This is a genomic window from Faecalibacterium faecis, assembly GCF_040096475.1.
Classification (GTDB): domain Bacteria; phylum Bacillota; class Clostridia; order Oscillospirales; family Ruminococcaceae; genus Faecalibacterium; species Faecalibacterium taiwanense.
Genome location: NZ_JBBMEP010000012.1, coordinates 74928 through 93187 on the forward strand (window position 1 = coordinate 74928; position 18260 = coordinate 93187).

An 18260-nucleotide genomic window follows, 5' to 3' on the forward strand; every position below is an offset into this window, starting at 1 on the left:
TATCGATCGCATCAAGCGCTTCTCAGCGGATGCCCAGCTGTACGGCCAGTTCGCTGCCCAGCAGAGCTGTCCATGGCTGCTGTGTTTCCGGGCGGCAGAATGCTGCCAGAATGCCCGCTGCACTGCCTTTGCTGGTGCGCAGGGCCTTGGCCGGAACGGCAGGCAGCACGCAGTGCCCGGCAATGGTGGTGCAGGGCACCAGCCGCACCCGCAGCTCCGACGGCGGTGCCGTGCCGCAGGCAAAATAACGGTCCAAAAATGTGCGCAGCTCCGGCGGCAGGGCACTGCGCACGGCAGGATAATAGACCAGAACCACTGCCTGCCCGGTCAGCGGGTCCTGCACTGAGAAGCCGGTGTCGCAGAAAGCCTGTACGGAGAGGGCTGCACCTTCCAGCTCCAGCACAGCGGCAAAGCAGCGGGTGCCTGCACGGCCAAAGCAGAACAGTACACCGCGCAGCACGGCAAGCACTGCACCGCAGCACAGCAGCAGCCGGCCCGGGGACAGCGGCAGATAGACGCAGAGATTTGCGCTTTGCACTCCGGGCAGCAGTACGGCTCCGCACAGCAGCAGGTTCAGCAGCAGATACCACACACACAGCTGCACAAAATTGCGCAGGCCCGGCACGCCGTAAGCCGCAGCTACAGCGGCACAGCAGGTGAACACCTTATAAAGGAAAGCTGCAGGCTCGGGCAGCTCCGGCAGCAGAATGCCCAGCGAAGCCGCTGCCGCTGCCGCACTGCCCGCCATCAGCCGCAGACCGCTGCACTGCCGCGCACACAAAAGCCCTGAGCCCAAAAGCAGCGCTGCTGCGGCCAGAAAGTTCGTCAGCAGCAGTTCGTCCAGATAGATCACGGTTTTCATACACGATCCCTTTCAAATTCCAGTATCTTCCAATTCCGTAAAAAAACGTGTCGCTGTGTGCAAAAAAGCGGCTTCTGTAAGAATTTTGAGACCGGATTTTCACAGTCTATCACATTTTTCACATTTTTTTCAAAAAAGTACTTGAACATTTCTGGAAAGTGTGGTATATTATTGCCATCCTAGTAAGGGACGTAAGCCAAACAAATGGCTTGCAAATATCTTTCTAAATTTGAAGGGAGAAATTCATTATGATGATGCCTGCAAACTTCTCTGCTGTTGCAGAAAACGAGATGACCTACGTTGTTGGTGGTAGCCTGGTTGATGTCCTGGCTCCCGCTATGACCACTGCTAACTGGCAGAACGTTTCCGCTAACGTGATCAAGATCGTTGGCAACTCTTTCCTGGCTAAGTACACCAACGACATTCTGGGCCAGCTGTTCGATGGCAACTACGTTCCCGGCGATGTGATCGGCTTCTCTGTTAAGAATCTGGATAAGGCTTACAACAAGGGCTACAACACCTTCGGCGGCAACTGGGGCTTTGCTGTTGGCGCTCTGAACGCTGGCATGCAGATCCTGGGCGGCCTGTCCGCTATCTACACTCTGGGCAGCGGCTCCATCGGTCTGGAAACTAAGAAAGGCGATCTGCCCACTCTCTAATAACTAATCTTTCCTGAATAGGATAGATAGTTTGATTTGACATAGCGTTTGTTGTGTCAGGTAAAAGAGCTAGAGAGGCCCCGCACAAGACAAGCAATTGTTTTGTGCGGGGTTTTTGTTTGCATAAAAAACTTAGCAGGCTGTGGGAAAACGGCGCAGGGATGGAGCAGGATAGGACGATCTCAAAAAAATCTCCATTGGCAGACAAACTGCTGCAGAATTTTTCAAAAAACAGTTGACAACTCCCGGATGTGCTGATATAATAAATCACGTCGTCAGGCACGGCACGAACATCTGGGGGATTAGCTCAGCTGGGAGCCCAAGCAGTGCGCTCACGCACCCCCACGACTGAACTTCATAAAACGTTTCTTGTTTGAGTATCTCTTTTCCAGAGGTTTCTACTTCTGGAAAATTATGGGGGATTAGCTCAGCTGGGAGCCCGGTTGGTATCAAAACGCACCCCCAGTCAGATAGTCCTGCGACAATCAAATTCCCAACAAAAAACTCCATCCAAGAGGTTCGCTTCTTGGATTTTATGGGGGATTAGCTCAGCTGGGAGCCCAAGCAGTGCGCTCACGCACCCCCACAACTGAACTTCATAAAGCATTTCTTGTTTGAGCATCTCTTTTCCAGAAGCGTCCACTTCTGGAAAATTATGGGGGATTAGCTCAGCTGGGAGAGCGCTTGCATGGCATGCAAGAGGTCACCGGTTCGATCCCGGTATTCTCCACCATTGGCTCAAATAAGAGTTACAAACACCGTTGATTTCAAATCGAAGTCAACGGTGTTTTTGTGTTTGTCAGCAAGCAAGTTCATCGCTATTCTCCAAATACTGTGCAAGATCAAAGTTGAAGTCCACATGGATTTGGTATCCGCGATAAACTTCTACCCTGCGGATAAGCTGGCTGACGATCATCTTTTTTGCTTCAAAGCTGGCACTATCGTACAGGTCTGCGTAAGAGATCAATTCTTCGTACAGCTGCGATACATTTGCCATCAATTCAGCGTTTCGCTCCAGTTCTGCACTGGCTTCTTCACACAGAGTGTCCAACTCCGTGTGCTTCTTTTCCTGTGCTGCGATCATCTCGGCAAGAGTGTCTTTCGGAAAAGCACTCTCCCCTTTGATTACAGCCAGAATCTCAGTTTTTAAGGCGAGCAAGTCTTTTTCGGCCTTGTCGCGTTCTGCTTGAAGGGCTTGCAGATGGTTCTTGCGCTCCGCAGTTTCCTTCGCATAGCGGCTGGTGATAAGCTGCTCTTTTGGGATACCTCTCAAGCGGGAGAAAATCTGGCGAACCATCTTGTCGATGATCTCATCCAGAATGTGCATAGTGTAGCCGGTCTGCCCGGTGCAATCCGTCTGCTTGCGGAGTTTTCCGTAGCAGGTGTAGCGAATGGATTGCTCCGAATACCACTGCCATCCTCAGTATAGCGCGTTCTTTTGTCCTCGTCCACGATGTCAGCTGGTCTTTTTGGTATAGCTGGTGGCGAGCAGGATGTCACGGACACGCTCAAAGACACCCGGATTGGGTTCTTTTGCAAAATTGAGGACGACAGGATAGCCATTGATAACGGTATATCGGCGATTCGGGTCGTTATTGGTCACCGGAACGTTGCCAGCGACCTGCGAAAACTTATCGACCATTGTATCATCACTCCTATATATTGTAATTTTCAATATGTAACAAGGGACATCCGCAGCTTGCAGATGCCCCTTGGCAGAGAGAATATGTTTTAGAACTTCATCGACAGAGCGTCCTTGCGACCTTTGCCGTTGTAGGCCATGTAGATGGGGAAAACGTATTTCTTCCATCCGGGCAGCTTGGCGGGATTATCCCTGCCGACACGGTAGATCTCCATAGGATGGACGTTGCCCAGCGCACGGATGAGCCGTTCCTCGCTGAACTCACCGTGATACAGTTCTACGAAGTGCATCACGCCCCGCAGGACAGATGCCCGGAATGAATCAGGCTTACCCTCCCATGCGGCGACGATCAGCCGCAGGGATTCGCAGTAGATTTTTTCGCCCATCTGGTTGTACAGCTTGAGAGCGGTGCCCACACAGCTGATGCGGTAGTCGCTCAGCTGCAGGCTGTCATAGTTGAACGCCAGACCAACCCGGTTGGTGGCTGCGAGAAATGCTTTGGAAGGTGCATCGCCGCCCACGACCTTGGCGCGCAGCTTGATGCCAGCAGTAAGCGGTGCGGAGTGACCGTTCTGTTCAGCAAAGAACAGGGCTTCCTGCTCCATCGTCAGGCCGGTGTAGACCTTACAGAGAATCGGCAGGTCTTTGCCGCCGTTACGGAGGATGCGCCCCTCGATAGTGTGCTGACCGTCCACCACATAATACTTACCGTTGCGGAAACTGACCTTCGGTTCGTTCGCAACATATTCGTTGAAGTCCGCAGCAATCATTTCCACCCGTTTGCGCTGTACGCCCCGCTGATAAAGTTCACGGGGATAAATCAGCATCTTGCTGTGAAGCACCAGCATCTGGTAAGGCGGGGTGATATTGAAAGAAGCGGCAAAATTGTTCGTGTCGTTTTTCAGGCGCATCGCATTTCCTCCTTGATTCGCCAAATGTATTTTTCGGCTTCAGTCAGAATCTCAGCCACCTGCTTCTTACGCTTCGGGCTGGTGAGCAGGCTGGGATTAAAGGTGAAGCTGTATTCGAGCCGCTGGATCATGGCATGAACAGCGGATTGCAGTTCGGTGTATAACATCATTTCTTCGACCGTCTCTGCGTCCTCAAAATCGGATTTGATGGGCGTATAGGGATAAACGGGCGGCTTACCGTCAACCACTTCAGGCGGCGCGTAAGCCGCTGCAGAGCGGATGATAGGTTTGAGCTTCTGGATACTCCCCATCGGGTTCAGGGCAAGGCTGATCTTTACGGCATCATCGACCCGGCTCATTTCTTCCGGGGTGAGGTGCCCAACAAAATTCTGGACACGGCTCTTGTCGATGGTGAAGATCTGTTCGGCTTGAACAATGGATGGCTCCAGCTTTTCCGGTTCCACCAGACAATGAGTCGGCTGTGCAGCTTTCTTTTCTGTCTTACTTGTCAAAGTCGCAACGATCAAAGTCGGTGAATGGGTGTTTCCTACATCGTTTTGCAGGATGACCGCAGGGCGGGTTCCGTTTTGTTCGGAACCTGTGCTGCTGTCAAGTCGGACGAAGTAGATGTCTCCGCGTTGGAATTTCAGAGTGGATTCCAATTGCGAAACCTCCATCTGGATATGTAAGAAGCCCGCTGTACCTCCTAGGCAGCAGACTTCTGTTAAAATATGAAAGCTGTTTTATTTATACGGTACGAGCATCACCTCCCATGATTGGAATGAAGCACCGGCATCAGCGGTGCATGACAACATAATCGTGACCGCGCCGGGTCTGGCAGACGGTGCAGGTGTCCATACTCCTGTCTGCGCTCGGCACGAGAGCGATTTTGAAAGCCTTGGCTTCTACGAAATGCCGCAGACAGGTCGCACAGAGGGTTCGGATGGACTTAATCATTTCCGGGGTCAGTTCCATCTCCTCGTAGATCTCCTGTTCGCGCACCGTAGGATTCAACTCGTCCATTTGAGCAGTCCTCCGTGTTAGAAAAGTGAATGGCGGATAAATATGTAAAAGAACAGGAGTGACCGGAGACCGAAAACAGCATCCGGTCACTCCTGATAAAATATGTTCAGGTCTCGCATATTCGCCCTCGGCTCCCTGCGAGTGGGGAATCATTCGGCAGCGGATTTGTACCGCTTCATTGGCATCTCAGCCACCCCGCCTACATTCTGACCGGGCCGCGAATTACGGAAGTATCATTATCTGAGTACCGAACAACTGAACTCTTCAATTTTCAAGGTTCGTGAGTGCGGACGTTTTGCCAGCGGTAAGAGCCGCTTTTTGAAATTGTCCCCTCACTTGGTAGCCGACGAAAATGCCGTTTAGACAACCCTGATTTGAAAGTTCTTGATAAAATTAGTAATTCTACGGATTTTCTTACTTATATTTTGCTTTGTTGTGCCAAACAGTTTAGAAATTTCAACAGTGTCATACTCTTCATAGGCGTACAAAGTTATAAGTTCTAAGTCAGAATCCGAGAGTTGCTCAAGTGCAGCAAGTAGATTCTCATCCTCGATTTCACCAATCCATGCAAAGCTGCGCTTGGTTTCGTGGTATGTATCTGTTGTGGTAATGGCTTCCTGATAGCGCAGCATTAGAGGTGAGGCTTCTTCCTCGGTGCTTTCATACGCAGGTGCAGTGAACTCCTGCGTTCGCTCAATGCGGGTGCGTTCGGAATTGAACTGCTGACGGTCATAGTCGTACATCTTCTGAATGGCATCCTCAGCCATTCCTGCCGCTGCGTACTCGATTCGCAACTTTTCCCAGTGCGCTTCAAACTTTTTTAACTCATAGCCCTTATTAAAAGCCATCGCAAACCTCCAAATTTTCGATAAATCGTAAAAAATCGAAAACTTGGAGTTGCTAGGGATACCGTGCGGCCAGTTCCAGCCACGAAAAATGGGCAAAAAGAAACATGAAGTGTCCTTTCCGCCGGATGCGGAGGTTGAGGACACTTCACTGTATGACAGCTTGCGGGCTTTTCTTGGCAACAAAAAAGAGATGCACTAAAGAAAAGGGTACCGACACTGTTTTCCATCCGAAAATGGAAAGCGGTATAAGTATCCTCGGCCTTTAATGCATCTCAGGCTTCGATATGTTTTTGTTCTGACGCATCGAAGCCTATAAAAAAGAAAACCGCCGTGCGATCAGCTTTTGCAAGGCATCGATTCGTGCCCTGTAAGCATATCACACGACGGTGTTATGAAAGTTATCTGGCGGTGTTATGAAAGTGTTATGGAGCCATTTTTGCCCCTTTTTGCCCCTTTCTGAAAAATTTTAGGTGTTATGAAAGTCACATGAAGGTGTTACGAAAGTGTTATAGGAATCATTCTTACCAATTAGCTCCAAATGCAAGGATTTCCTCGTATTCTTCTGTGGTCAGATGTTCCTTTGCAGCGGCCAGTTCATTGGTTGCAAGTTCGTTCATTCCCTGCGCTTTCAAGGAGCGGATCAGCCAGCAGTATGCTTTCGGGTTATCGGGTGCGATGGTCAGAGACTTCATGGCGTACTGATTGAGCAGGTCATAAGAATGCAGCGAATCCAGCTGCCTCAGCAGTTCACTGACAGCACCCATATAGGAGAGATGGTATTTTGTGGAAAACTGAATGAGCCAATGTTCGCCATCTGCAGAGGACAAGACCTTTCCATGGTAGAGATCAAGAGCATTTTTGAGGATGTCCACTTTGTTGATTATAGAGGATGCCCTGACAGCAGAAGACACAAGTTCGTCAAAACGCTGATAATCCGTCATAATGTGAAGTTCCGGGTTGAGCTGATATCCGGATGCAGAGGATAAAATCAATGGCTCATCTGAAATAAGGTTGAACTTCTGGCGCAAGCGATAAATCAGTCCCTTGACGTTTTTGGCTGGGTTGTCTAAATCATCCGGCCAGAGTGTTTGAGTGATTTCCTGCGGAGAAATGGCATTTTTACGGGAGATCAGCAGGTAAGAAATCAGTCGGCTGATTCTCGGAGAACTAAAGTCAGCTTCTTTCAGAACACCTTTGGATGTGCTGATGCTCAGTTCACCAAACAGACTGACATAGATATCCTTGCTGCTTTGGATGGAAGTCGGGATATATGCCATTTGGAGCCGGTTCAGCATTTTCTGTTCGTTGTACGATGCAAGCAGCACATAGGCCAGAATCCGCAGCATACTGGTCTGCTGAATATACCGCTTAGGATTCCGGACGGCAAGCAGAGCGACTGGGCGCGGCTCCAAGGAAACGGCAATAACAGACCGGATGCCAAGCCGCTGGTACAGGTTATACTCCGCAGGATAGGCTTCTTTTGTCGCTTCGGCGTCCGGGACGACCATTGGAATTCCCTTGCGGACAGTTTGTACCCACCGATCAAGAAATTCAGCGGATTCATATTCTTCGGTTAAAAGCATCGTCTTGTCTGTTGCGCCAGCGTTGAACCACCAGAATGGCGTCCACAAATTCAAATCAAGATCGACCTGAATTAAACCGCACCAGTCAGCATCGTAGAATTGGCAAGTGGCTTTCAGCACCTGCTGGGCAACTTCTTTCGGGGAAAGATGCTGGTAATACAATTGCGATTCAAGGTCATTCATACTGTTCTCAAAATCAATTGCACGTTGAATATCTCCAAAGCTCCGTTCTTCGTACTCATGATCAGGCTGACGCATAAAATTTCACCTCGTGTCAAATAAAAAAGCACAGCACTGGGATTCACTCGCTCTGTACGGTGAATCCCAGTGCTGTGCTGGTATCAATCATGCAACCGCAAGAGCTGAACAAAGCTACATCGTAGTGTGGTTGGGCGGCTCAAGCAAAAATGAATCTCATTTCGTCAAAAATCAACCAGAAAATTATTAAAGGAGTCATTCAAATGAAACGAAATCAGAATTTCGACCATAATCACTCTCAAAAAGTGTTTTCCTGCCGCTACAACATGGACACCAACCGGGTGGAAGCCCGATTTGAAGATGGCACCACCCTTTCCATTGATTGTATCGCCATAGAGGACGAGTACAGCAACACTCCGGCGCAGCGGGCAGAACTGGACTGGCTACTTATATAACAAGCCCTTGGAATATACCCAGCTTGTGCTGAGTGGAGAAATCGAACATTATCTTTCACTTGGTTGCGATCACGGTAGACTAGAAGATTGACCTTTTTTCATAGAAATGTGATTGGCTGTTACAGAATGGCTCTTCAAAAAGCATTACAGAAAATCCGGAAACTTTTTTGAACCATAATAACTCAAAAAAGTTTCCGGATTTCTGTTTTTGTACGATTGCTATCGTATTTTCATTTTTCAATAGTTTTCATAATTGACCATAGTTCAAACTATTTTAATGTATGCATCTATTGAATTCAGTGTTATTGCCTTAAATCGAAACCAAATCGTCAAAATTTTTTTAATTCTACTATCCTGCTTTATTGTTGCCAGAACTCTATATGAGAATATCTCAGGAAGGTTTTTATTATTTCTTATTGTTGTAGAATATCTCTTGACTTATAGTTTATCTTTTGCAGTCGGAATGCTTGCAACTTCGGTTTGTGGGATGGATGCTCAGACGTTTCAAGCCGACAAGGCATTATCCCTAATCTATGGAATCTCTTATTATTCAGCCGAATTATTTATTATTGCGCTATTTCGCAAAATGATGCTTCAGCGTATGGGCAACAGACCCAGAAGCGATGCTCAACATTCGCAGCTGATACTGTACTTTCTATTTCCATGCGCATCGTTTGTAATGCTTGTGATTCTGCTTTACGTTACAAGCGGTCATAATATAGAAGAGTTTGTTTCTGCTGGCTGTTGTATTCTCATTTTTATTTCAAACGTCGCAGTCCTCTTTTTATTGGAGCGAATGGAGTATGCCGCATCGGAAAGAGAACAATTATTGATGCTTAACCAGCAGATTCAGCTGCAATCGAAAAACATGACTTCGGCAAGCGAACTTTATTCTGCCCAAAGGAAAAAAGTTCACGATTTTCGGGCGCACCTGAATATCCTAAATCAATTGATGAAGAATCAAGAGTATTCTGCCGCTGAAGAATATCTTGAAAAAATCACCGAACAGCAAACAGATCGACTATTCCTTGTCAACACACACCATCCTATCTTGGATGCACTTTTCAACACAAAAGCTGCCGAAGCAACTCAAAAGAAGATCAGTATTGATTTTGAAGTGAATGATCTATCAAATCTTCCATTTGATGCCTCTGATATAGTAGTGCTTCTATCAAACCTCTTGGATAATGCCATTGAAGCGTGTCAGCAGTATGATAAGGGCGATAAAGCGATTCATGTCATGGCCGTTGCACAGCAAGACTTTTTTGTCTCTGTCCGAAACACATCGGAACCTGTTGTAATTATAAACGGTTCCATTCCAACGACAAAACCAGAACCACAGATGCATGGCTTTGGACTTGCGAACATCCGGCTGATTCTTGAAAAATATAGCGGCGAATATACCATGTTCTATGAAAACGGGTGGTTTCAGTTCACCGCTGATATACCGCTCACTCCGATTTCGTGACAAAAAAAGTCCATTTCGTTACATTATTGTGGAAATTGTAGCTCAACTTGTGTATTCTTTCTTTCAAGAAAGTTCTTTTAATGAGGATTGTCGCAATGAAAGATTTTGCAATGCAATTAACGCAAAAGTGCGTGTCGATGGGATTGCTTGATGAATCTTATTCTGAATGGTTTGCATATAGCATCGAAAAAAGAGTGACAACCTTATTCACTTGGCTTGTGCAGTGTCTGATTGGCGGTTTTTGCTTTGGCTGGACCTTAACGATTTCATTTTCTGTGTTCTTCCTCTTAATTCGGAAATACACAAACGGTTATCATGCTGCTACTTATAGTAAATGCCTGTTCTGTTCCATTTTATTAGAAGTAGTTCTTCTTGCTTCAATCTCCTACGTTTTCCGTACAGGCTTGGCGTTGCTTTTCTTAACTATAGTTTCTGATATTACAATTTTGTATATTGCACCAGTTAACAATAAAAGCATTCACTGGTCAACAAATGAATTTAAGGCTGCGAAAATAGCTGTTCGTTGGTTATTATTGATTCTAAATATTTTCGCAATTTTGTTGGTGGGAACTCAAATCGCTCCTTCCATACTACAAGGGTTGGTCGCAGCATTGACTGCTGATGCAATAACATTATCCATTTCACGCTGTCAAAATTGAAAGGAGGGCATACAAATGAAAATTCAAGTCAAACAGTTCGCCAAAAAGAAAATTGAAGCTCTGGTGAAGAAGGATATGCAGGAGTGGCCTCCGGGTTGTGCAGGCTGGATGTATCAGCCGAAGCGTCCCTATGTACCTGAGAAGCATCTGCAAGAAAAACGAAAATAAGTTCAATCCTGAGATGGCATGGTCGCTTTCCTGTTTCAACAGCAAAAAGCACTATGCCATTTTTCTTTGTTGGTGACTCCGATTTCGTTACGAATTTTCTCCATCTTATTACAGAAATGTAGACAATATTGCTTGCTGGGTATACAGTGTAAGAAAGGATGGCACAATGCACAAATCGAAAGGAGTTACTCCAATGTAGCAATATACCCTGATTCCTCTTGGGCTGGTGTTCTGGTAGATGCAACAAATCGCGTTGGCTGCTACTATGTTGTCAATATTGCTGCAAAGACCGGAAAGACTTGGTATGTTGAAATTTCAAATAATATCCGATAACCGTTTTTGAGCAAGGAGTTTTTTATGCTACCGTTTTTTAATCAAAAAGAGTTGGTGGTTTGCTCAAATCAATCTCAATACCAAAAATACACATCTCTTTTAGAAAAAGAAGGAATCGGATATCGAACAAAAGTACGCGATTTATCATCGCCGTCTTTGTTTTCGATGGGAACCCGTGAAAGAACTGGAAACACATTTCAAAAGGTCAATTGTCAAACAATCTACACAATATACGTTCGCAAAGTTGATTACGAACGTGCTGTTCACGTTGTCATTGTTTGATTAAACCGCCAAAACCATATACGCTTTTCCTCGCCAAACAATCAGTTGCAAGCAATGTTTTCGTCTATACAAAAACATTGCTTGCTGGGGGAATGCCCCAAGCCCCTTTGATCTGCATTTTCCAATGCAGGCTGCGCATCCCTTCGGGACGCTTTTTATCCGGTGATGTGCTCCGGGTCGTTGAGGACTTGTATGAGGTGAGAAGCGGCTTCTGCCAGAGAAGCATACTTCATCTGTTCCGGGACAGGCGCATCCAGAAACGAAATGCCCCATTCCTGCATACAGAAAAAGCTAATTTGAACAAGCTACGCGGGATGCAGCATAGAAAAGTGGCTCATCGAGCGTATAGACGATAAATGCGAAAGCAAATACGACCAGTACACACAATTGTTTTCAAGATTGGCGAAAGATATTGACGCTTTAGCTAAAGCATGATAGCATATAAAGGGGATTTTTTGTTTTCAAAAGTGGTTGTTCCTTTTACTAAGCATGTTTTTGAGATGCCGCTGCTGAGGCAAAGACCCATTCAGTCAGCCTACGGCTGACAGCTTCCTCACAAATGGGAAACCTTTTGAGATGGCACAAAGCGCAAGCTTTTCCCTTAGGGAAAGGTAGCAATTGCGAAGCAAATGACGAAAGAAGTTTCCGCCCTCAGTCGGTATTAGTTGCTGACCCAAAGGGATAACCACTTTTTAAAAGTCGCCGAATATTATTTTAAAAACAAAGTCGGTTTATCATCATGAAAAGAATCTTTCAATTTTCCCATTGCACATTGCATCTTTACCGAAAAAAGATTATCCTTTTTTCTGTTCTCAGCATAGGATCTTCGTTAATATCCCTCTTTAACACTTTGTTGTCCGGTCGATTTATTGACTTTTTGGCTTCGCCTAATTGCGTGGAATGGAAACCTCAACTATGCTACTATTGTATTCTTTTCTTGGCGACTATTATGATAAGTTTTGCGATATCTTTTGCACTCGGGCGAATACGCGAAAAACTTCATACAATGGTAAGCTACAATATAAACAGACAAATGCTCGTCCACATCCAGCAGATCCCTTTTTCCAAAACTTTTTTTTTGGACAGTTCACGCATTACTCAGCAACTTCAAACTGATTCCAATGAAATCGCTTCATATTGCATGCGATAAAAAACGATACAATTATTATAATTGCCACACATGATTCAAGAGCTTTACATTACTGTGATTCCATTGTACCATTAAAATAATTACTTGTCTTTTTGGGCGACAAACCACAATTCTTCTGCGAAAGTGAATGCCGAATTTAACGCGATAGACATCCATAGGATTTGACAAAATCCTTAGGTGTTCAGATATGATAGTACTGCCAGCCGAAGAGTAGAAAGGAGTCGATTATGACTACATATATTGGAAATGCCTACGATAACAATACGAATCCGATTGGATTATGCGTGGGACAAATCTCTCCATGTGCAAAAGATGCGAGTGCCTGCGTTGCAGACTTTGGCGGATGCGTCACAAATGTTTCGGGCTGTATTTCTGACGTGTCTATTTGTGGAAGCAATGCTGGGCTTTGCGGTTTAAATTCCGTTTCTTGTACAGTAAATAGTGAGTCTTGTGGAATTAATACACCTGATTGATAATTGCGCAATTTACGATGTTTTGTTTTGGCTGGCAGTACTATCTATTTTCTGAACATGTGATGAAGATAACAGTATAAAGGGGGGCTATATATGATTTTTTCAGACGGCTCATATATTCCAACATACTAAAGCCTTTGTTCCGTTGTTTTTCGGGAGAGTAGGAACGGCATCCTGCGCCAGAGCATACAACTTGTGCGCTGTATTCGTACGAAATTTATAATTTCTCCGCAAACACCATTTACGGTAAGATTCTGTGAATTTTTCAATGGAAAGTCTGAGTACACAGTCTCTGTGCCAATAAATTGAAAAGAAATCGACCCACTTTTCATGACCATCCGCATTCTTGATTGCATGTCCAAAAGCCTGATCAATCGAAGGGAACGTCTGATCTGCCAATGCAATCAGGCCATTACGAAGGGATGTTGCTGTCGAAGCCAATCTTTCATACATTCGTGACTGCTCTTTCAACACGAGTCTGGTTTCATCCTCATCATTAAATGGCGGGAGTTGATTCCAAAATGTCAGGGCATAGTTGGCGATTTTTAAAGAGTCTGCACGGTCTGTTTTCAGCTTCCGGATAGAATTATCGCTAAAATCGTGAATCAGCATAGCGTTTACGACAGAAACATAAAAGCCTGCATTTTTCAGGGTCAATGCAATAGGCTTCCAATAGTTGCTTGTGTGTTCCATTACAACGCGGATATCTCCTCCTGTCGTTTTCAGTATGGAGACCAGTTTCTCAAGATCATGGCTAGAATGAGATATGTCAAATGGACATGCAACAATTACTCCACTTGGCCTGCGAATAGCAACTGTGCTTTTGCGCTTAGAAACATCAATACCTACGGCTGTGATTTCCATTGACTTCATTTTTCCGGCCTCCTTTTTGTGCCTGTTCCGCCTGATGCCCATCACCGATTCAGCTTGCTTTGTGACACGAATGTACAGTGACAAGAGCCACCGATAACTCAACCTGCGTCAATCGAACGCTGCAATGGAGATGGCGGAGAACAGTTTGCGATTCCGAGCGTGGTAGCTCAAGCAGGGCAGCGTTCTCTCTGCACATCTCAATTGTAGCTTAGGTTTGGGCGTCTGTACAGCTCACTGGCTGTGAACCTTTCAGAACCAACACAATTGTAGCAAGCAGTGCATTCGTGCGCACAAATGCAAATTTTGCGTTGCAAAATGCTTGTTGGGAAATCCCAAACCCTTTCTGATCTGCACCGTTCCGGTGCAGGCTACGCGTTCCTTCCGAACGCTTTTGAATGTGTCAATACAAACTCTCTCCAAAAATCCGAGTCGCTTTTTGGTGCAAGCGTCAATGGCATAACTCCGATGTTCGTGGTAGAATAGGTGCGTTGTGTGCCTGACGCATGAAAACGGAAAGGACGATGCAGAAATGGAGCAGCTATATCTGATGCCCGGTGAGGAACGCTACACAAAGTTTCGGGATGAGAACGGTGTGCCCAAAATCCGTTACACCTACTGTTCCCTGCACGGCAAGCTGTTCAATTGCGTGTGCCGCTCAACAGATGAAGCCCAACGGCTGTGTGAAGATTGGCTCGTAACGCAGGACCGCTGCTACATAAACTAAAAAAGTCGCCGAGGATTCCGCCCCATGAAAGGGTTAGAATCCTCGGCGACTTTCGTTTATCGTGTCTGCTGCTTTTCCTGTGCGTCTTTTTCTTCTGCGAAGAACAATTCAATATTTTTCTGTGCCTTTACCAACTCCTGCATTTCTTCTCGTGCCTTGCGATAGTCCGGGTAGGCTGTTTTCTTTTGGGTCAGAAGATCGGAATACTCTGCATTCAGTGCTTTGACCTTCGGCAGCTTTTTTAAGCCAGTTTCATCGAAAGCGGCCTTGGCTGCTTTGTGCAGTGTGATTTCTTCCCGGTGAGTATCAAAGAAACTTAACTGTAAATCAGTTCGTTCAGCACCAGTTCCTCGGCCTGCGCTTTCAGGCTGTTCATGTGCTGCACCCATGCCATCTGATTCTGCTCCTTGTCCGGGACCGGGTTCTGTTTCAGAAGCTGCGCCATGGTCTGCTGCATCCGGTTCTCTGCCGTCTGCTCCACCTCCATCAGGTGCGGGTACAGGCTCCCGTTCAGGAGCATCGTGTGGTACAGCACCGGGCGTTGCTCCTTCAGGTACGTCCGGCGCAGCCTGCCGTACTTGCCCAGCGGCTTCCGGGGCTGGTTCAGGGTCAGGTTCGGGAGAAGGTAATCCCCGGTCTGCGTGTAGTTCAGATTGCTGTTCGTATTCATATTGGCTCCTTTCTGCATTACGGCGGCGAATGGTTGTTTTTACGGTGCGCTCAATGTTCCGCAGCACCTCCCGGCTCATGTCGCTGACTGCTGCGCCGAGGGCGTAGACACTATCCGGGGTAGAGAAATTGTAGATTGCCTGAAAATCGTCCTTGTCGAACCACCCTGCCGGCTCAAAGCCGCAGCGTTCCAGCAGCGTGTAGGTGACGCTGATGGCGGCGGCAGACTTGAACTGCATCTCCACCCCGGCTTCATCATAATCCATCAAGAGCGAACCGTCAACGATGGCACGAATGTCGCCGCCGTTGTTGTCCCAGTAATCCGCCACCAGTTTCCCGGCAACATCGGCAAGCTGCTGGCTTACACGCTCTCCGCTGATGCCGTAGGTGGCGGCGAGCATTTCCGAAACAGGCTGTTTCAGGTCATCGTTGTACTGCCACACCTCCGGATCACGGGAATTGCGGCGCACCCCGGTGTCGCTTACGTCAAAGACGTAATGCAGGCGCGGAAATCCGCTGGATTCGTCCAGCAGGGCGATGCCCTTGGCACCTCGGCGCACATAGCGGTTCATCCGGTTGTTCCAGATGTCGAAGTCGGCGCAGGCGGTGGCATCCGGGCGCTGGGCGTAGATCATGAGCTGGTCCGCAAAAGGGTACTTGTACAGCCGGGACGCAGTGGTCAGGTAATCCGTCCAGCTTTCCCAGTATCGGGTCAAGCCGTTGGCCGTGCGCTGGGCAAGGGCGAGATATTCTTCGGTTTTGCTTGGCATTTTGGCCTCCTTTTTCAGATTTTAGGGTATAAAAATAGCGGGCAACCGTTTTGGGGTTGCCCGCTGGAAAGTGTATCGAGATAAGATTATTTGCTATTGCCCTTTATGTACTTCATAACGCAGCACCCCATCACGATGACGGGAAGCACGGTTCGTAAACCGAGGTCGCCGACCCGCACATTTACATCAATCACAAGCCCTGCAAACCATGCCGCTAAAGTGAAAACAGTTGCCCAACCGTAACTCATAGAACTGTACTCCTTCATATGTGAATATTCAAAACTTTCTTCTCAGCTTCAGCTTTCATAGCTGCCCGCAAGGAACTTACATTTATTCGACTCGAATGTTTACCGGATTCAGTGTAAGGTTACCTCCGCCCGCCACCTTATACCATTTGCCTCTTTCGAGTTTGATTCTTTCCGTTACGCCCTGTGTAATATATCCGATTCTGTATTTTTCTCCAGTCTCTACATCGGTAAAGACCACCTCAGTATCACAATCACCGCTCACTTTTACAGTTCCCCAAAGTGGCTGTATTTGTTCTGTCTTTATGGTGCCCTCATCGTTTGAAAGGGTGAAAGTATGGCTTCTCTGAATATTGATATAAATCGCCACCAGAAAAACCGTTGCCAGACATAAAGCAAACCTTCTTGTTTTCATCGAAACACCTCCTGTAAATTCGGTTTTATCGAATCATATCACATAAGCGGACTCTTCAAACTTACAGTTCAGTTTCCACTGCAAGCTGCTCCTGCTTCTCTTTTTCGTCAGCGATTTGGACATCAACATCTTCGCGCATCTTTTTCAGAAGTGCGAGGACTCGCTTGATTTGACCTTTGGTATTCTCCACTCTGCTCTGTGCCTGATTGATGTGATCCAGAACTGCCCAGTCTGCAAAGAGGCCGTCAAAGAAGAAATCCGCAAATTTCAAAAAGCTGTCCACCGTAACCTGAAGGTCTGCGGTGATCTCAACATCAGCAAGCTCAGTTTTGAACCGCCGCAGTTCCACTTGAAGCTGTTCGATTTGTTTCTGCGCATCGTCCAGTTCCTCATACTTGGCAAGATCGGCCATCAAACCGCCGCCCATTACGTCCCATGTACTCCAGCCCTCGGCATTGTCGAGGGTTTCGAGAACTTCGTTGACCGTATGCAAGGCAGTCTTTCCTGCGTTGATGGCTTCCAGCAGCTCCCGCTTTTGAACTTTCAGTGCGGCAATGCGGCTTTCGCTTTCCGCAAGCTGCTGTGCGGCAGGGTGGGCAGAGACTTTGATGCTTTTGATTTTTTCGGAAAGAGCAGCTTGATACTGACTTTCGCAATCGGACAGCCGTGCCAGTCTATTTTGAATCTGCTTCAAGTCGGCATCAACGGAAGAAAGATCATGGAGAGCCGCATCGTACTTGACGCGGGCTGCATAGGCTTCCTGCCGTTCTTTGTCCAGCTTTTCATCCATTTTTCCAATCACTTGATAGAAAAATGCGGCAAGGCTGTGTCCCTCCAGACGGTCCACATCAGCCTGCTCTGCCAGCTTGGATTTTTCCAGCTTTTTCAGGCAATCAGCAAGCGTATCTCTCTGGGCGGTCAGTTCTTTCTGTTTTGCTTCGCAGCTTTTCTTTTCAGCGACCTGCTGCCAAAGCTCTTTCAACGTAGAATCACTCATATGGAATGTCCTTTCCCGGCATTACGTTTCTTCGTTCAGAAGCTGGTTCAAAAAATGCTGCCGATTATTTACAAATGTTTTGGTGATAACGTAGCTGTCCGTATCTTCATACTGACAAGGATGAATCGTGCCATTGTCGAAGCTAAAAATCTCAGCATCAGGCATTCCGAGGAGAATGGGTGAATGTGATACGATAATGAATTGCGCCCCTTCTTGGGCACACCGATAAATGTTGATCAGTAACGTGAGCTGCCGCTGCGGGGATAAAGCGGCTTCCGGCTCGTCAAAAATATAGACTCCATCTGCACCCATGTAGTCCTGCGCAATGGCGAGGAAACTTTCACCGTGTGATTTTTGGTGATAGCCTTTGGAGGGATGATCGTCATCGGAATAGTCGATTTCCTTGGTGGCTACATTATAGAAACTCTCTGCTCGGAGAAAATACCCGAACTTTGGTCTGCGATACCCCTTGGAAATCGTCATAGCCTCACATAGTTCCGAATGGGAGTTGTATGTGGAAAATGAATAGTTCTTCGTTCCACCCTCTGCGTTGAAGCCGTAAGCAACAGCGATTGCTTCCAGAAGCGTAGATTTTCCACTTCCATTTTCGCCAACAAAGAACGTAATGGGCTTATGGAATGTAAAAGTGTCGATTCCACTGATGGCAGGAATCTGACGAACATAATTGTATGGGCGAACTCTGTTCCAGTCGATGGTCAGCCCTTGGATAAACAAATCGTTCATACAGCACTCCATACTATATAATGTAAGAAACACTTAGCTCCGCTCAAACCCAAGATAGCGGGTGCCCTGAAAACTCAGCTTTCCGATGTCGCCCTGCACGAGCAGACCA

General features: G+C 46.9%; 21 protein-coding genes, 1 tRNA gene and 3 pseudogenes. 9 read left to right on the top strand and 16 right to left on the bottom strand.

The features are described 5' to 3' along the window. Positions 1-22: 22 nt before the first annotated feature. The gene (locus WMO17_RS07870) at positions 23-862 is read right to left on the bottom strand and encodes a sigma-E processing peptidase SpoIIGA (RefSeq protein WP_349137842.1); all 840 of its coding nucleotides are present in this window, start codon (positions 860-862) and stop codon (positions 23-25) included. Between the two features lie 248 nt (positions 863-1110). On the opposite strand from WMO17_RS07870, the gene WMO17_RS07875 reads away from it, so the two are divergent. Next, the gene (locus WMO17_RS07875; RefSeq protein WP_349137843.1) at positions 1111-1521 is read left to right on the top strand and encodes a hypothetical protein; all 411 of its coding nucleotides are present in this window, start codon (positions 1111-1113) and stop codon (positions 1519-1521) included. Positions 1522-2178: 657 nt separating this feature from the next. Next, a tRNA-Ala gene (locus WMO17_RS07880) sits at positions 2179-2254 on the top strand. 66 nt (positions 2255-2320) lie between these two features. Here WMO17_RS07880 and WMO17_RS07885 read toward each other — a convergent pair. The 7 genes from WMO17_RS07885 to WMO17_RS07915 all read right to left on the bottom strand — a co-directional run bounded on the left by WMO17_RS07885 (position 2321) and on the right by WMO17_RS07915 (position 7786). Continuing rightward, positions 2321-2848: a hypothetical protein gene (locus WMO17_RS07885; RefSeq protein WP_349137844.1), complete on the bottom strand. Its 528-nt coding sequence runs from the start codon at positions 2846-2848 to the stop codon at positions 2321-2323. 129 nt (positions 2849-2977) lie between these two features. Beyond that, the gene (locus tag WMO17_RS07890; protein ID WP_055190497.1) at positions 2978-3163 is read right to left on the bottom strand and encodes a hypothetical protein; all 186 of its coding nucleotides are present in this window, start codon (positions 3161-3163) and stop codon (positions 2978-2980) included. Between the two features lie 89 nt (positions 3164-3252). After that, positions 3253-4074: a DUF6551 family protein gene (locus tag WMO17_RS07895; RefSeq protein ID WP_097783560.1), complete on the bottom strand. Its 822-nt coding sequence runs from the start codon at positions 4072-4074 to the stop codon at positions 3253-3255. After that, the gene (locus tag WMO17_RS07900; protein ID WP_236131763.1) at positions 4065-4736 is read right to left on the bottom strand and encodes a type II toxin-antitoxin system PemK/MazF family toxin; all 672 of its coding nucleotides are present in this window, start codon (positions 4734-4736) and stop codon (positions 4065-4067) included. The genes WMO17_RS07895 and WMO17_RS07900 overlap by 10 nt, the downstream gene beginning before the upstream one ends. A gap of 133 nt (positions 4737-4869) precedes the next feature. Continuing rightward, positions 4870-5097 (bottom strand): hypothetical protein, encoded by a 228-nt coding sequence (locus tag WMO17_RS07905; protein WP_055190490.1) that lies wholly within the window; start codon positions 5095-5097, stop codon positions 4870-4872. A gap of 359 nt (positions 5098-5456) precedes the next feature. After that, on the bottom strand, positions 5457-5945 hold the full coding sequence (locus tag WMO17_RS07910) for a sigma factor-like helix-turn-helix DNA-binding protein (RefSeq protein WP_097783558.1): 489 nt from the start codon (positions 5943-5945) through the stop codon (positions 5457-5459). A 521-nt stretch (positions 5946-6466) separates the two neighbouring features. Further along, on the bottom strand, positions 6467-7786 hold the full coding sequence (locus WMO17_RS07915; protein ID WP_236131764.1) for an AfsR/SARP family transcriptional regulator: 1320 nt from the start codon (positions 7784-7786) through the stop codon (positions 6467-6469). 203 nt (positions 7787-7989) lie between these two features. Between WMO17_RS07915 and WMO17_RS07920 the strand changes: the two are divergent. From WMO17_RS07920 to WMO17_RS07940, 5 genes and pseudogenes are all read left to right on the top strand, one after another. Beyond that, positions 7990-8272, top strand: a pseudogene (locus WMO17_RS07920) (DUF6061 family protein). Between the two features lie 162 nt (positions 8273-8434). Further along, positions 8435-9649 (top strand): sensor histidine kinase, encoded by a 1215-nt coding sequence (locus WMO17_RS07925; protein ID WP_349137845.1) that lies wholly within the window; start codon positions 8435-8437, stop codon positions 9647-9649. A 95-nt stretch (positions 9650-9744) separates the two neighbouring features. Next, positions 9745-10308: an accessory gene regulator B family protein gene (locus tag WMO17_RS07930; RefSeq protein WP_179860380.1), complete on the top strand. Its 564-nt coding sequence runs from the start codon at positions 9745-9747 to the stop codon at positions 10306-10308. A gap of 15 nt (positions 10309-10323) precedes the next feature. Next, entirely contained in the window at positions 10324-10476 is a 153-nt protein-coding gene (locus tag WMO17_RS07935) for a hypothetical protein (protein WP_154251299.1), read from the top strand. A gap of 1992 nt (positions 10477-12468) precedes the next feature. Beyond that, positions 12469-12714 (top strand): hypothetical protein, encoded by a 246-nt coding sequence (locus WMO17_RS07940; protein WP_349137846.1) that lies wholly within the window; start codon positions 12469-12471, stop codon positions 12712-12714. A 111-nt stretch (positions 12715-12825) separates the two neighbouring features. Here WMO17_RS07940 and WMO17_RS07945 read toward each other — a convergent pair whose 3' ends face one another. Beyond that, positions 12826-13587 (bottom strand): IS110 family transposase, encoded by a 762-nt coding sequence (locus tag WMO17_RS07945; protein WP_349137847.1) that lies wholly within the window; start codon positions 13585-13587, stop codon positions 12826-12828. 529 nt (positions 13588-14116) lie between these two features. Between WMO17_RS07945 and WMO17_RS07950 the strand changes: the two genes are divergently transcribed. Further along, positions 14117-14311, top strand: a complete 195-nt coding sequence (locus WMO17_RS07950; protein ID WP_005924624.1) for a DUF3873 family protein — start codon at positions 14117-14119, stop codon at positions 14309-14311. Positions 14312-14367: 56 nt separating this feature from the next. Here the strand turns inward: WMO17_RS07950 and WMO17_RS07955 are convergent. Both WMO17_RS07955 and WMO17_RS07960 read right to left on the bottom strand, forming a co-directional pair. Further along, positions 14368-14625 (bottom strand): annotated as a pseudogene (locus WMO17_RS07955) (relaxase/mobilization nuclease domain-containing protein); the annotation flags it as partial. A gap of 2 nt (positions 14626-14627) precedes the next feature. Further along, positions 14628-14981, bottom strand: coding sequence for a TnpV protein (locus tag WMO17_RS07960; protein ID WP_156067435.1), 354 nt, complete (start codon positions 14979-14981; stop codon positions 14628-14630). Here WMO17_RS07960 and WMO17_RS07965 point away from each other — a divergent pair. Next, entirely contained in the window at positions 14965-15834 is an 870-nt protein-coding gene (locus WMO17_RS07965) for a hypothetical protein (protein WP_156067437.1), read from the top strand. The genes WMO17_RS07960 and WMO17_RS07965 overlap by 17 nt on opposite strands. Positions 15835-15836: 2 nt before the next feature. Here WMO17_RS07965 and WMO17_RS07970 read toward each other — a convergent pair whose 3' ends face one another. The 5 genes and pseudogenes from WMO17_RS07970 to WMO17_RS07990 all read right to left on the bottom strand — a co-directional run. Continuing rightward, entirely contained in the window at positions 15837-15998 is a 162-nt protein-coding gene (locus WMO17_RS07970; RefSeq protein WP_165852876.1) for a hypothetical protein, read from the bottom strand. 82 nt (positions 15999-16080) lie between these two features. Further along, positions 16081-16410 (bottom strand): hypothetical protein, encoded by a 330-nt coding sequence (locus WMO17_RS07975; protein WP_097778305.1) that lies wholly within the window; start codon positions 16408-16410, stop codon positions 16081-16083. 61 nt (positions 16411-16471) lie between these two features. Then, complete coding sequence (locus tag WMO17_RS07980) at positions 16472-17407, bottom strand: HlyD family secretion protein (protein ID WP_156067439.1); 936 nt, start codon at positions 17405-17407, stop codon at positions 16472-16474. Between the two features lie 21 nt (positions 17408-17428). Then, complete coding sequence (locus WMO17_RS07985; RefSeq protein WP_005921747.1) at positions 17429-18151, bottom strand: AAA family ATPase; 723 nt, start codon at positions 18149-18151, stop codon at positions 17429-17431. Positions 18152-18184: 33 nt separating this feature from the next. Then, a pseudogene (locus WMO17_RS07990) lies at positions 18185-18260 on the bottom strand (DUF2500 domain-containing protein); the annotation flags it as partial.

Excerpts from the sequence above, each read along its gene's own strand:
- WMO17_RS07870 (WP_349137842.1), bottom strand. The coding sequence starts at position 862 with ATGAAAACCGTGATCTATCTGGACGAACTGCTGCTGACGAACTTTCTG.
- WMO17_RS07875 (WP_349137843.1), top strand. The coding sequence starts at position 1,111 with ATGATGATGCCTGCAAACTTCTCTGCTGTTGCAGAAAACGAGATGACC.
- WMO17_RS07885 (WP_349137844.1), bottom strand. The coding sequence starts at position 2,848 with ATGCACATTCTGGATGAGATCATCGACAAGATGGTTCGCCAGATTTTC.
- WMO17_RS07890 (WP_055190497.1), bottom strand. The coding sequence starts at position 3,163 with ATGGTCGATAAGTTTTCGCAGGTCGCTGGCAACGTTCCGGTGACCAAT.
- WMO17_RS07895 (WP_097783560.1), bottom strand. The coding sequence starts at position 4,074 with ATGCGCCTGAAAAACGACACGAACAATTTTGCCGCTTCTTTCAATATC.
- WMO17_RS07905 (WP_055190490.1), bottom strand. The coding sequence starts at position 5,097 with ATGGACGAGTTGAATCCTACGGTGCGCGAACAGGAGATCTACGAGGAG.
- WMO17_RS07910 (WP_097783558.1), bottom strand. The coding sequence starts at position 5,945 with ATGGCTTTTAATAAGGGCTATGAGTTAAAAAAGTTTGAAGCGCACTGG.
- WMO17_RS07915 (WP_236131764.1), bottom strand. The coding sequence starts at position 7,786 with ATGCGTCAGCCTGATCATGAGTACGAAGAACGGAGCTTTGGAGATATT.
- WMO17_RS07930 (WP_179860380.1), top strand. The coding sequence starts at position 9,745 with ATGAAAGATTTTGCAATGCAATTAACGCAAAAGTGCGTGTCGATGGGA.
- WMO17_RS07935 (WP_154251299.1), top strand. The coding sequence starts at position 10,324 with ATGAAAATTCAAGTCAAACAGTTCGCCAAAAAGAAAATTGAAGCTCTG.
- WMO17_RS07940 (WP_349137846.1), top strand. The coding sequence starts at position 12,469 with ATGACTACATATATTGGAAATGCCTACGATAACAATACGAATCCGATT.
- WMO17_RS07945 (WP_349137847.1), bottom strand. The coding sequence starts at position 13,587 with ATGAAGTCAATGGAAATCACAGCCGTAGGTATTGATGTTTCTAAGCGC.
- WMO17_RS07950 (WP_005924624.1), top strand. The coding sequence starts at position 14,117 with ATGGAGCAGCTATATCTGATGCCCGGTGAGGAACGCTACACAAAGTTT.
- WMO17_RS07960 (WP_156067435.1), bottom strand. The coding sequence starts at position 14,981 with ATGAATACGAACAGCAATCTGAACTACACGCAGACCGGGGATTACCTT.
- WMO17_RS07970 (WP_165852876.1), bottom strand. The coding sequence starts at position 15,998 with ATGAGTTACGGTTGGGCAACTGTTTTCACTTTAGCGGCATGGTTTGCA.
- WMO17_RS07975 (WP_097778305.1), bottom strand. The coding sequence starts at position 16,410 with ATGAAAACAAGAAGGTTTGCTTTATGTCTGGCAACGGTTTTTCTGGTG.
- WMO17_RS07980 (WP_156067439.1), bottom strand. The coding sequence starts at position 17,407 with ATGAGTGATTCTACGTTGAAAGAGCTTTGGCAGCAGGTCGCTGAAAAG.
- WMO17_RS07985 (WP_005921747.1), bottom strand. The coding sequence starts at position 18,151 with ATGAACGATTTGTTTATCCAAGGGCTGACCATCGACTGGAACAGAGTT.